Source organism: Larkinella sp. C7 (genome assembly GCF_006149005.1).
Lineage (GTDB): Bacteria > Bacteroidota > Bacteroidia > Cytophagales > Spirosomataceae > Larkinella.
In genome coordinates, this window is the sequence record NZ_VBSL01000026.1 from 26,516 (window position 1) to 40,426 (window position 13,911).

At 47.3% G+C, this 13,911-nt stretch carries 10 protein-coding genes; 5 read left to right on the forward strand and 5 right to left on the reverse strand.

The features are described 5' to 3' along the window. Nucleotides 1-99: 99 nt before the first annotated feature. Nucleotides 100-2,028: a copper-translocating P-type ATPase gene (locus FH871_RS30355; RefSeq protein ID WP_229317723.1), complete on the reverse strand. Its 1,929-nt coding sequence runs from the start codon at nt 2,026-2,028 to the stop codon at nt 100-102. 942 nt (nt 2,029-2,970) lie between these two features. On the opposite strand from FH871_RS30355, the gene FH871_RS30360 reads away from it, so the two are divergent. The 3 genes from FH871_RS30360 (at nt 2,971) to FH871_RS30370 (ending at nt 6,526) form a co-directional block, all read left to right on the forward strand. Then, nucleotides 2,971-3,555, forward strand: a complete 585-nt coding sequence (locus tag FH871_RS30360) for an AraC family transcriptional regulator (RefSeq protein WP_138995091.1) — start codon at nt 2,971-2,973, stop codon at nt 3,553-3,555. 56 nt (nt 3,556-3,611) lie between these two features. Then, on the forward strand, nt 3,612-4,004 hold the full coding sequence (locus tag FH871_RS30365) for a hypothetical protein (RefSeq protein WP_138995092.1): 393 nt from the start codon (nt 3,612-3,614) through the stop codon (nt 4,002-4,004). Between the two features lie 326 nt (nt 4,005-4,330). Further along, nucleotides 4,331-6,526: a heavy metal translocating P-type ATPase gene (locus FH871_RS30370; RefSeq protein ID WP_138995094.1), complete on the forward strand. Its 2,196-nt coding sequence runs from the start codon at nt 4,331-4,333 to the stop codon at nt 6,524-6,526. Between the two features lie 1,166 nt (nt 6,527-7,692). Here FH871_RS30370 and FH871_RS34240 read toward each other — a convergent pair. Both FH871_RS34240 and FH871_RS30380 read right to left on the reverse strand, forming a co-directional pair. After that, nucleotides 7,693-8,034 (reverse strand): four-helix bundle copper-binding protein, encoded by a 342-nt coding sequence (locus tag FH871_RS34240; protein WP_114408578.1) that lies wholly within the window; start codon nt 8,032-8,034, stop codon nt 7,693-7,695. Between the two features lie 34 nt (nt 8,035-8,068). Further along, complete coding sequence (locus tag FH871_RS30380) at nt 8,069-8,710, reverse strand: DUF305 domain-containing protein (RefSeq protein ID WP_114408577.1); 642 nt, start codon at nt 8,708-8,710, stop codon at nt 8,069-8,071. 1,094 nt (nt 8,711-9,804) lie between these two features. Between FH871_RS30380 and FH871_RS30385 the strand changes: the two genes are divergently transcribed. Both FH871_RS30385 and FH871_RS30390 read left to right on the forward strand, forming a co-directional pair. Beyond that, nucleotides 9,805-10,509: a hypothetical protein gene (locus FH871_RS30385; protein WP_229312284.1), complete on the forward strand. Its 705-nt coding sequence runs from the start codon at nt 9,805-9,807 to the stop codon at nt 10,507-10,509. A 164-nt stretch (nt 10,510-10,673) separates the two neighbouring features. Continuing rightward, a complete protein-coding gene (locus tag FH871_RS30390) occupies nt 10,674-11,285 on the forward strand; it encodes a DUF305 domain-containing protein (protein ID WP_114408576.1) in 612 nt (203 codons plus the stop codon). A gap of 71 nt (nt 11,286-11,356) precedes the next feature. Here FH871_RS30390 and FH871_RS33330 read toward each other — a convergent pair whose 3' ends face one another. Further along, a complete protein-coding gene (locus FH871_RS33330) occupies nt 11,357-11,509 on the reverse strand; it encodes a hypothetical protein (RefSeq protein ID WP_165841019.1) in 153 nt (50 codons plus the stop codon). A 610-nt stretch (nt 11,510-12,119) separates the two neighbouring features. Continuing rightward, the coding region (locus FH871_RS30395) for a multicopper oxidase domain-containing protein (protein WP_171063007.1) at nt 12,120-13,911 on the reverse strand (1,792 nt) is incomplete at its 5' end.

Consider the following 13,911-nt stretch of genomic DNA (forward strand, 5'->3'; position numbering starts at 1 on the left):
TTGCCACGCTAAATCTACCGCCAATACCCACTTTTTAGTGCGACGATTGGCAAAGTCACAAAAACAGTTAACCTAATTTTAAACTCACTCTTACGATTATTAATTTATCTCACGTTTTAATAATTGGGCGTTCAACGCCACAATCACCGTGCTGGCGCTCATCAGGACAGCACCCAGCGCCGGGCTTAGGACAAAATTGGGGTATAAAACCCCGGCAGCCAATGGAATAGCGACCACATTATACCCGGTGGCCCAAATAAGATTTTGAATCATTTTTCGGTAAGTGGCTTTGCCGAACTCAACCAGATTGGTAATATCGGTAGGATTGCTGTTGACCAATATAATGTCGGCGGTTTCTGCCGCTACATCCGTTCCCGACCCAACGGCGATGCCCACATTGGCTTGTGCCAGGGCCGGTGCATCATTGACCCCATCACCCGTCATTGCCACAAATTGACCTTTTTGCTGTAAGTCTTTTACAATTCGAACTTTTTGATCCGGCAACACCTCAGCAAAAACCCCATCCAGACCCAATTCCTTTGCCACGGCATCGGCCACTTTTTGATTATCACCCGTCGCCATATAGACCTTGATACCCGCTTCCTGCAAACGTTGTACGGCTTCTTTAGAGTTTGATCGAATCGTATCAGCCAGTGCAATGAATCCGGTTACTTTTTGATCTTGGAGTACAAAAACCACAGTTTCCGCTTCGCTGCTATTGGCGTCTTTGGGCAATTCGATCCCATGTTCTTTTAAGTAGCCGGGACTAACTACGGCCACTTTTTTTCCATCCACGGTGGCTGAAATGCCCTTCCCCGTAATCGACTGAAAGTCACTAATGGAAAGTGGTGCCAGGTTACGGGTCTTTGCTTCCCGTACAATACCCTGGGCGATGGGGTGTTGCGATTGTTGCTCCAGGGCTGTGGCTGTGCGAAGCAATGCCGTTTCATCTACCTGATCCACGAATGAAACGACGCGGGTCACACCGAATTGCCCTTCCGTTAAGGTGCCTGTTTTATCGAAAACCATCGCTGTTATTTTACGGGACTCTTCAAAAGCTGTTCGGTTTCGGATCAACAAACCTTTTTGCGCGGAAATAGCGGTGGAAATTGCCACGACCAGGGGAATCGCCACTCCCAGGGCATGCGGACAGGACGTAACCATGACGGTCACCATTCGTTCGACAGCAAATGCCATATCCTTGCCGCTGAACAGCCAGAACAATAGTGTAATGACCCCTACGGTTAAAGAAATTAGGGTTAACCATCCGGCAGCCCGGTCGGCCAGCGTTTGAGTTTGGGATTTCGCACCCTGAGCCTCCTGAATCAGCTTAACAACCTTGTTGAGGTAACTGTCTGCCCCTTGGTGGGTTACTTTCACTTTTAGAGCGCCTTCGCCATTGATGCCCCCGGCTATGACGGTATCTTGTTGCTCTTTCTGCACCGGCACACTCTCACCCGTCAGCATACTTTCATTGACAAAGCTGTTCCCTTCAACCACCTCACCATCGGTCGGAATCCGCTCACCGGGACGTACCAAAACAATATCACCAATGGTAAGCTGGTCAACTTTGACGTCACGAATTCCATCGCCATTCACTAAATGGGCATCGGAAGGAAGCATTTTAACAATCAATTCCAGTGAGCGTGAGGCTCCGGCAACGGATTTCATTTCCAGGTAATGGCCCAGTAACATAATATCAATCAGGGTAGCCAGCTCCCAAAAGAAATCCATGCCCGGCAGAATACCCAGGGCGACCACCATGCTGTAGGTGTAGGCTGCGGTTATAGCGACCGCTACCAGGGTCATCATTCCGGGTTGACGCCTGCGGATCTCACTGATCAAACCGGTCAGAAACGGCCAGCCACCGTAAAAATAAATGATCGTTGCCAAGCTCATGACGATCCAGTCGCGATAGAGAAAATCCAGGTGATAGCCCGCCACTTCCTGAAACATCATGGAAAAGGCAATGACGGGTACAGAAAGAACCAGGCATACCCAAAATCGACGCAGAAAATCGGCGATCATGGCACCGTGATCATGGCCGGTATGTCCCTCATGATTCATTGAACTCCCATGGGAATGGGAATGACTCTGGTGGTGATCATGATTCATCACGTCGACTTTCCCTACGCTACCAGGGTCCGTGTCCATCGGACCGCTGTGATCATCATGCCCAATATGCTGTTGGGACTGCTGCACAGCGGGCGGCTCCTTGAGGTGATCGGGTGTTTGGTTTGGATTATTTTTCCGAGTATCGTGGGCAACTGGTGCTTCTCCCTCCGCGGCCTGGTGATGCGAGCCATGATGGGGGTGCGTGGTCGTTTCATTCCCCTTTTCGACTTCCATCAGATGAAATGACCCTACAGTAGAAACTACCTGCTGAAGTTCCGCCAAGATGGGATGTTTTTCAACGGTAACGAATACCTGGGGCGGATTTAACGTAACCTCCGCATCCAGTATGTCGGGGTGTTTTTGGAGAGCAACCCGAACTGCTTCCACTTCATGGGGTTTGGACAAGCCATGCAACCAATAGTGATGTTGAAGTTTCATCTTGGAATCGAGTATGACAATGATTCGATATACAAAGTAACTCGAAAGAGGGGCCAATTGCTTTACAAGGTTCGGGCTCTCACTTATAAAATTTTTGCCTATGTTTTTTATTTCGACGACCTACATCCTTGTAATTCAAAATAGCTTATCGTATCAAGTAGCTATAATCTTATAAGTTACACACAAAATTTTACAACAGTACATAAACTAGGTCGGTATACATTTGTAGTGGCAAACCAGCTTCAAAACCATGCAGCATATCAGCCACTGTTGCCCTTGATATAAGCATTTTGAATGAGTTCTATGGCCCAATTTCAAGATCAGACAATTGCTTGATAATAGCTATGCCAGATGGCAACTCTTATTACCGATTAATGTGCAGTTCTTCAACGTAGACTTGGCTTAAAATTAAAGGGGATGAATACAGAATTGCGGATACGGGGTATGGTTTGCGGACGATGCATCCAAGCCGTCGAAGGGGAATTGAAGGCCTTGGGGTTGGTACCAACCGACGTTCAACTAGGTGTGGCAACCGTCTCCTCTATCAATACGAAGCAGTTACACGAACTCAGTAAGCGATTAGAGACCTTGGGATTTTCCTTATTGGTTGATCGGAAGGCTGAACTCATTCAACTGGTAAAAGACCTCATCCAAGAAACCTTGCAACGATATGATTTAGGTGACAATAAAGTCCGTTATTCCGACCTGCTTGAAGAGAAAGCGGGTGTGGACTACGACACATTAAGCTCGCTATTTTCTGGGTATGAGGGGATTACAATTGAAAAATACACCATTGAAAAAAGACTTGACAAAGTAAAAGAATGGCTGGTTTACTCTGACCTGACCCTATCGGAAATTGCCTATCGAACCGGTTTCAGTAGTCTCCAGCATTTGTCAAACCAATTTAAACAACTCACGGGATTGTCTCCTTCTCACTTTAAAATGATTAAAGCAGAACGCGATGAAATTCGCCATCGAATAGCGGAACACATGAACTCTTAGGATTATCACCAATAAGAGCTTACTATCCAATACAGACCAACCGTACTGAAAATAAAATGGAACCTCAGATCAGCAGAGAAGAATTAGAAGGTATTGAAAAATTTATTGTTAAAGTTAACCATGGCGAATTGCAACAACAGGTTCAAAAAGGCCATTATTCGCAAGCAGATAGTGATTCGGTTCTATCCGCTATTCGAAAACTGCTGGAATTTGGTGAGAAGCAGATAAAAAACAGGGCCGATGATTATAAATTGTATCGCACCAATGGCGAAAGCAACCCCATGTTACTACTTGGCCTTGCTATTAATAACCCACAAATGATTCAGGAGCTAGTCAGCCAATACAGGCTTGCCGAACGAAATGCGGTCAAAGAGAAGTTTTTTTCAATGAAAGTTGCCGATATGACCGGAGCTGATTTAGCACAATTCTTACAACTGGTTGGCAAATGAAACCTATTCTATAAACCGGGCAACCTGTATTTAATCTCACACTTTCGATTATGATACCATTCATACTTATTTGTCGAAAACGTAAGCCGGTGACTAAAATACCTGGAAGGGCTCATCTCAATTTTGGATAAATGCCTCGATCAATACTTAAATATTACAAAATATCTCCCGGTATTATATAACGTCCCCACTTGGCCAGCTTAGTAATTTTGCCTCATAAAGGTTAAAAGTGAACAGCTATGAAAGTCAATCCTGAAGATATAGCTCCCTCACCGGTCAAAAACCGAGGGGGTCGAGTTGTGAAAAAAAACTATCCGGTACTTGAAATGACCTGTGCCGCCTGCGCCATCAGTGTGGAATCGATGCTTAAAAATACGCCAGGCGTCGTTGATGCATCGGTAAACTATGCTAACCAGTCAACGACAGTGGAGTATGACCCCAAAGCGGTGACTCAGCAGACGTTACAGAATGCCATTCGATCAATCGGTTATGATCTTATTATTGATGAGGAAAATCCCCAGCAGGTACAACAAGAAGCCCAGCAGCGAAACTATAAAGCCTTAAAAAAACGAACTCTTTGGGCGGTTATCCTCTCGATTCCGGTTGTCGTTATTGGTATGTTCTTTATGGACGGGGACTCCGGATCGCTGCCCTATGCCAACTGGATCATGATGGCCTTATCAGCACCAGTGGTATTCTACCTGGGCCGCCCGTTTTTTGTCAATGCCTGGAAACAGGCTCGTCACGGAAAGGCCAATATGGATACGCTGGTCGCCCTTTCAACCGGAATCGCTTTTCTGTTTAGTGTTTTTAACACTGTCAATCCTGATTTCTGGCATAGCCGCGGAGTCCATCCACACGTCTATTATGAAGCGGCAGCGGTCGTCATTGCCTTTATCTCACTGGGAAAGTTACTGGAGGAACAAGCCAAATCCAATACATCATCGGCCTTGAAGAAACTCATGGGCCTGCAACCTAAAACGATACGTATTATCGAAGAGGGGACCGAGCGCGAAATACCGATTGCCCAGGTCCGGGTTGGACAAATCGTAATTGTGAGACCCGGCGAAAAAATTCCGGTGGATGGCGTCGTTTATTCAGGTTACTCGTATGTTGACGAAAGCATGATTTCCGGCGAGCCGGTACCCGTCGAAAAAAAGGAAGGTGAAAAGGTTTTTGCCGGAACCATCAATCAAAAAGGGGCTTTCCGATTCCAAGCCGAAAAGGTAGGTGGCGATACCATACTGGCCCAAATCATTCGAATGGTTCAGGAAGCGCAAGGTAGTAAAGCCCCGGTCCAGAAGTTGGTAGACCGAATCGCAGGCATCTTTGTTCCGGTGGTGATTGGAATTGCGCTCCTAACATTTGTCACCTGGATGATTGTTGGTGGTGATAATGCGTTTACCCATGCTTTACTAACGTCAGTCACGGTCCTGGTGATTGCCTGCCCATGTGCCCTGGGGCTGGCTACTCCAACGGCCATCATGGTTGGTGTTGGCAAAGGAGCCGAAAACAACATCCTCATTAAAGATGCAGAAAGCCTCGAACTAGGCTATAAAGTAAATGCCGTGATTCTAGATAAGACGGGAACCATCACGGAAGGCCGACCAAAAGTAACCGATCTGGAATGGTTTATGCCCAAAACAACCACTACTTACCTTCATGAAGTATTGTTCGCCCTGGAAGCTCAATCGGAACACCCGCTTGCGGAAGCGGTACTGGAAAGATTGAAAGCGGATGGCATCAAAGGAGCTCAGTTGGATGGCTTTGAGAGCCTAACGGGTCGCGGTGTCACGGGTTATTATCAGGGAGAGAAATACTTCGTTGGCAATCCCCGCTTGCTGGCAGAGGAAGGAATTAAGACGATTCCGCAGGCGAATGAGTTGGCTGATCGCTGGCAGAATCAGGCAAAAACGGTCGTTTATTTCTTCGATAAAACCTCCGTCAAAGCCATCATTGCGATCGCCGATCCCATCAAAGAGACTTCCCGGTTAGCCATTCAGACCTTGCAACGCCGTGGTATCGAGGTCTATATGATGACGGGTGATAATCGGCAAACGGCATCGGCTGTGGCGCAGGAAGTAGGTGTTACAGACTTCCGTGCTGAAGCCTTACCGAATGATAAAGCCGAATTTGTCAAACAGCTACAAAGCCAAGGAAAAGTGGTGGCGATGGTTGGGGATGGCATTAATGACTCCCAGGCACTGGCGCAAGCGGATGTGAGTATCGCGATGGGACGCGGATCAGATATTGCCATGGATGTCGCCAAGATGACGTTGATTACGTCCGATTTAGGAAGTATCCCAAAGGCATTACAACTCTCGAAAAAAACCGTGCAGACCATTCGGCAAAATCTATTTTGGGCCTTTATCTATAACGTGATTGGCATTCCTATCGCGGCTGGTCTCCTTTTTCCGTTTAATGGCTTTTTGCTCAACCCCATGATTGCCGGGGCAGCTATGGCTTTAAGCTCCGTTTCGGTGGTTACCAACAGTCTAAGACTTAAGGTAACTAAGTTATAAGGGAGTAATTTTGTAATCTTTAACGCTAAATATTACAAGCCGTTTAGCAGGACACTTTTTAATCAGCTGGGTTATCCTACTGTTCTGATTAGGTAGGGTACGAATCAACCGGCTTATTTACTACATAGAAGCGGCACGGGCTGATCACAAGAAGCCTGTGCTGCTTTTTTATTTTATAGTTTGAATTGGCATGATGAAAATAATCTTACTCCTTATTCTGACTCAGTGAGGTTTGGTCAACTTCTCTTTTGGGCAGTATCAGCATCACCCACAGGGTACCGCTCCAACCGACACGACCCGCTCAATAAAAGGAAGAACAGACCGTGGAAAATCTGCCCCGGGATACGAGTTCGGCAGATATGGGTCATTCAAACCAACACGGTGTGATGGATCAAATTAAATTGGCTAAACGATTTCACGTCATATTTATAAACACCGTCGTCCTTTGTGCCGAACCAAAGGTTACCTGCTTAGTCCTGTAGACTACAAAGAACATTGTCAGCGGGTTGTGAGCCTTGAGTTTTTATCAGTTTTGGTTGCCCGGCAGCTATTATTTATGATTCACTTCCCTTTTCTTCTGACAAGTCAGAAGAAAAGGGAAGTGCAAAAAAGAAAAATCAATAAAGCGGATGCAGGTATGTGTTTCATCATTTTTTCTTTTTGTCACCAAAGGATTTCAACAAACCTACACGTTTTTTTGCTGGAATCTGGTTCGGGGCTTATAAAACAATGTTAACGAAAAGCAAAAGTAGCTCTTACAAAATGATTTGGATTTTTGCCCCTATGTAGTTGGATACTATCCACGTAAAAGCCACTGTCAGACTCAGCAATAGCAACTGGTGATGATTTATCGCGCCATGGCCTACGTTTCTGCAAATATACCCAAAATCGCACCGATGGTTTTTAGTGCTTATCAGGAAGGCCTGACCATTCGGGACAACATGTAGGCTTTCTCCATTCCTTCCTCCGCTACGGTCTATAAACTCCTCAATCTAATTAAAGGGAACAAAAATACGAAAACAAGTACCTGATGATTAGGTAGTTAATTAGTGAAGGTAAAAGTTTTGTACCACTTTTACAGATTAACCTTTCCTACCGAGGAAAGGGATCTTTCTGAGCCCACTTACTTCCCGACAGACGATGTTATAAGGATTCGTTGTTTTGCATTACACCGCTATGCTTAGGTTCCGGCAAGCTTCAGCGCACCTGCGGCAAGCTTCAGCGCACTGGCGGCAGTGTTCATGATGGTGGGCGTGCTTTTCACACTCGGCCGCACAGGCTTCACAAATACGGGCACAAAGTTCACAAACCTGCGTAGTCAAGGGGCTATTGGAAGCCATAAAGGTTACGGCAGTCTGGCAAATGAGGGCGCAGGCCCGATCCAGGCGAATGCACTCCACCAGCATTTGAACGTTGGGTTCCATCAGACAGGCATTGGCGCAATGGTCACAGGCAACGGCGCAGGCCTGGCAGGCTTCGATGCAGCCTAGAAATTTTTCGTGTGACATGGATTTGGTTTTCGAATTAAGATGAAAAAGTCTATTAGAATGGTTTGTTTTTGATGAGCCAATCCTGAAGTTCCATGATCTCTTTTCGCTGGTCTTCAATCATTTTGCTGGCCATCTCCCGTATCATTGGATCATCCCCGTAGGCCAATTCGGCCATGGCCATCTCCAGAGCACTTTGGTGGTGATCGATCAGTAGCTGCGCATACGTTACGTCGCTATCTTCGGAGAGCACCCGGATGTCCTGGGCCTTCATCATTTTGTCCATGGACATCATCGATTCGGAATTAAACGTGGGACCATCGGGCTCCACGACCGGGGTGTGGGACTGCAGGTATTGCTGGAGCATGGCCTTTTCCGCCTGTTGGGCGTTAATTACCTGCTGCGCCATCTCTTTCATCTGGGGATCATCTCCGCTCTTGAGTTCCTCCTGGGACATATCAATGGCACTTTGATGGTGCATGGACATCATCATGGCGAAATCGTGATCCGGATCGTTGGTGTGTGTCATCTGGTCCATTTCCTCCATCATGCGGTGGTTGATTTGCATCAGTACGTTCTCATCATGCGGTTGGATTTCCAGACAGACCGCATCATCGCGGTGATCGGAACAACTTACTAAAAAGAAAAAAGCGCCCAGAAAGGTGTACGGATACAGCCTACGATAGATTTTATTCATGATTAAAATTTATTATAAAGGATGTGTTACTGCTACGGATAATGAATGGCTTTTATCAATCGTTCTGCAGGGCTAGTTAGCCATTCGATTCATTCCAACTGCACCTGAGGTCGCCATGAAAACTACTTTTTCCGTTAACCATCCCTATACTATTACCAAAGATTGGCTATAAATCTGGATCAGAGGCTCATACGGAAGAGCGTGCTTTGCATACAGTTTGTGAAACGACAGCCTGTAAAGAGTATAACTCCTAAAACCCGATCGTGTTTTTGCAATATTCATCCAGGAAGTTACAAAATTTTGGTCCCCCTTTTTTCTACCGCTTCTCACTAAAGCACCGTAACACGGGTGTTTTTCCGAACGACGGACTTTTGGGGATTACGTAGGAAAAGAGAAGCCTCGAATGGGTTGGGAAGTAAACCTCCTTTCTTTTCGGGCGAAGTCACCAAAAGAAAGGGCGGCCCTAGGGAAGGATGGAAGCAGAATATGCGGAAACGAAAAGTTTTATAAACCCGCTGAAAAATATTACAATACCTAAGCAATCGTATTCTATTAAGTTTGTAATGTGAAAAGTTCCGCTACTCATCTCTCCTTTTTAACCCGCCAGCTGTGTTTATGGCTGGCGGTGTCAGTGCTGCTGGGGAGTAGTGGATTTGTTGTGGTTGACCATTGGTGTTTGATGCATGGGGAGCAAGTGAAAGTTCAGCTGATGCCCAAAGAAGGTCAACGTATTACCTTATGATTTTAGGCGGTGGTTGGCCGTGTTGTTTCCCATGAATGGAATCGCTTTTGCGGCACCCCTGCTGGATGATCCGCTTATCCATTCCGCGCGTTTCAGGTTAATATTCCTCAGTATTTGGCTGGTTTGAGCCATCTTGCCAAGAACGACCCACTGGAGGCTGTAAGGCTATTACTACCAGCGTCTGGTCGCAGTTTGGAAATAGGCTGATATGTCTGTTGTTCTACGGACTTCAGCTCTTCGACCCCTGTAGGGACACATCCCTTACCTGCATTTAAATTAGACTTAAACGTATTTTTCAGACTGACCGGATTAACTCGCCATTGGGCATACTGGTCCTTTATAGTGCTCTATCATGAAACAACTCCAAGCCCTAGGATTATTGGTTTTCTTGCTGGTAAGCTTTCACATAAGTTACGCTCATCCGGGTCATCCTAAAAAGAAACCACAACCAGATACAACCCGCCTAAATTCGGACATGAATCCAGCCTATCCGGCTGGTGATCGAGTTACCGACACGATCACCAGAAAGCAGGTTCAGTCAATCGCTTCGATGCCCGCTCCCTTAGCCGACTACCCGACTTATCACCCCATGGTGGTCCATGTCCCCATCATGTTACTAATCCTGGCGGGGCTATTACAGCTGATCGCTCTGGTCAAACCATCGCGCCCTGTGCATGTGTTGACGCTCTTGCTGGCTGCCGGGGGAACGGTTGGAGCCTACGTTGCCAGTACATTAGTTCATCCCCATACATCAGGCATCAGCCAGGCCGCGCAACTGGTTCTGGAAGCCCATGAGATGTATGCCGACTATTCCCTCTGGTTGGGGGGATTCGGAACACTGTTCAAAGCAATCACGTTCTGGCAACCGCTAAAGTGGCTTGAAACGGTGACAGCGGCTGCTCTGGTGTGCGCCGGAATAGCCGTTGGGCTAGCCGGTCATCAGGGAGGTGTTTTAACTTATCAGTATGGTATCGGTCCTCGGGGGGCTTACCTGGAACAACACGGGGAAGGCCACGCAAATGGTCATGAACACGCGCACCCAAAAGCAACGCAGTAGCCACTAGGAAAAGACGGAAAGTTTTAAATAAAAACGGCTTTTAGAGTTTCATCAATATTTGAGCAAGATAATACCCAAAAATTCTATAACATTTCTGGAAAATCTTGTAATAACCCTCGGTTTAGGTCCGTAGTTATACTGAAGTCTAATCAATTACGAAACAGATGAAAAAAAGATTTTTTGCGGCAGCGGGTATTAGCTTGGCCTTGGTGCTAGCGCATCCAGCGGTGGCCCAACAGGGACAACATGCTGGTCATAAAACAACTAGCCCGGCGAGTGGCAACACTCTGATGAAGGCGATGCAATCGGGAATGGATAAAATGATGAGCATGAAAATGACGGGCGATCCCGATCACGATTTCGCTATGATGATGTTGTTGCACCATCAATCGGCGGTTGACATGGCAGATTTGGAGCTTAAGAAGGGCCAGAACACGCAGGTTAAAATGTTGGCCAGTAAAATAAAAGCTGCCAATCAAAAAGAGATCGAGAATCTGACCCAATTCATTGGTAGCCATAAACCCCAATCAGCTTCCTCGGCATTCGGAAAGGACGCGATGAAAATTATGCACAGCGGTAATCACACGATGAACGGCAAAGTCGATCATGACTTTGCTAGTATGATGGCGCAACATCACCAGCAGGGCGTTGACATGGCCCGTGCATTCCTGAAAGAAGGGAAGACAGAGAAAATGCAGACGATGGCCAGCAACGTTGTTAAGATGCAGACCAAAGAGATTGACGAATTAAAGCGGCTGGAAGCAAGCCTACGTTAATAATTAAGCCGCATCAACCAGCAAATGCTCCGGTCAGCTGATGCTATTTGATGCGGTAGCCAACGGTTTGATTACGAATCTTTTTTCGTCTTCATTTTGCTGTGATCCATTTTTTTAGCCGCCTTCGTTGACTTTTTTGGAGTTTTCACCTGTTTGGCGTCCTGAGCAAAAACTCCACCAAGTAGCAGTAGTGAGAGAGCCAGGGTAATCAGTGACTTTTTCATTATTAGTTGAGTTTTCCGTCGCTCATATGAACCAACAATATCAAAACAGCGGGTAAGGTGAATAGTTTAGCAACAGCCTGTCTGGGAGGAAAATCGGGCAAGGCCCGTAAAATAATACACGTTCCAGAAGCATGAGATGGCTATTTGTCTGATATTCTGGAAGTTCTGTAACGATATTACTAACTATTACAAGCCCCATTTCGCCCGATTGTTCGGAAGTCGAGTTCATGTAGCAGAGTCCTCAGTCGGTCAGGTATAAACTCAGGCGATCATGAACGAATCTTTTTTCTTAGCAGCAAACGGTAGTAGCTCCCCTGCCTGCAACCTGCCACACTAAAAACCGGGATTACCCTGTAGTCCGGCATCGTAGGCTGCCTCGCCATTGTGTGCGTGGCCCTCGCGGGTTGCAACTACAATACTGAAAAAGGAGCACCGATTTGGTGTCCCGCTCAACCGGGCAGTCCAGCAGGAAACAACAGGAAATGGGCGGCTAAAGGGCATAAAACTATTATTGTACGAGCCCACTGTCTATGCTAGCTTGGCCACCGACACGACTACCCAACCTGCTAATGCTGACGTTGGTCATTCGGCTACTTGCGAAATTGTCCGATCAGAAATTATACCCCAGCCCACCCCCGACAGTGCGGTACCGCGTGTCATAATCTGTGTGTAGAAAAAGGTTCTTGCTTACCGTATATTGCAGCTCAATGTGCGCCCGCACATAGCCTCCTACCAGCCACTGAGTCTGATACTGGAAATCTAAACGGGGAAACAACATCTGCTGCCCGGTAAGTTGGAAACGAACGTTGCCGCGTGTGTCGAGTTTTACCTCTGACTGAATCAAAAACGGCAGCATATACCGAATACCCGCCACGGCCCGGACGATGCGCCGATCTCCCGTTGGCTGTGCTTCTTCGGGCCGTATCCGGCGCAGGAATTCCTCATTACCGCCGTCAACCCCGGCAAACACCCGAAACCAGTCGCCGAGGTAGCGTTCATAGTCTAGGTCGAACTCGAACCGATTCGTGCGCCAGTCGTGATCGCCCCCGGCAACGATGGCGTTTTTATTATTGGAGACATTCAGATTAAAGTAATTGATCGGATAACCGGGTTGCAGAAAGCCCCAGACAAACGGCTGGTTGTCGCGCATATCGCGCAGGTGCTGCTTTTGAATGTTAGCAATGGATGAATCTGGCTTATCGCCATAGCTAACCACGCGAGCCATGCCACTAAGCATATGATAGAGCAGGTGGCAGTGAAAAAACCAGTCTTTCTCGTCATCAGCCATAAACTCAATTGTGATGTTCTCCATCGGCGATACGTTCACCGTGTGCTTCAGGGGTGAATACTGGCCCTGCCCGCTCAGCACCCGGAAGTAATGCCCGTGCAGGTGAATCGGGTGCATCATCATGGTGTTGTTCATCATGCGGATACGCACAATTTCGCCCCGCCGAATCTGAATCATATCCGCCCGTGACAGAGGCTGCCCATTGAAGCCCCAGATGTAGCGAAACATATTTCCCGTCAACGTGAGTGGTATTTCCCGAACCGGATGATTTGCCGGAAACACAATGGGTTCGGGAGATTTGAGAATGCTATAGTCGATGGTATTCTGCTCGTCCATCATACTCATACCGGCCATAGTACCGGATTTACTGTCCATGTTCATTTTGCTGTGATCCATGGCAGCCATGTTATCCGGCTTGTTGCCGTCCGTTTTCGTATTGGGCATCGAATCCATTTTCATGCCCATTTTACTATGATCCATGCCCGGCATGGAGGAGTGGTCCATCTGTCCATGGTCCAGCTCCGTCATGTCCATCTTACCATCTTTGGCCGTTTTCATGCCATCCATGTTCATACCACGATGATCCATCCCAGCCATTGATCCCACCGGTTTGGACGGCTTTGAGGCCTTTTTTGCCGGAATCGGCTGCTTGGCAGTCGGCTTTCCACCCATATCCATCTGGCTGTGGTCCATCCCAGCCATCGAATCCTGCTTTTTTGGTTTGATAGATACGGCATGTGCTGGCTTATCCTGTCCCATCTGCATCTGACTATGGTCCATGGTCCCCGTGGTCGGTTCTTTCGTGTTCGGTTTTGCTGGATTTACGGGTTGCTGGCTAGCCCCATGATTCATCCCGGCCATATTGTGCAACATAGGGCCGTTCATGTCGGAGTTAGTCTGAGCAGTTGTGTCGGTTTTGCCCATATTCATCGTACCCATGCCCATCCCACCCATTCGACTCATGTTGGCGGTTAACTTATACAGATCGGGGCGGGGAACAGTGGGAGCGTACTTCGCCTTGCCCTTTCCCAGCAAAGCCGTTGCGTAACCAGAACCGTCTTGTGCCGACGCCCGAACTTCAAAAGCGCCACCGTTTGGGACAGTGATAATAAAG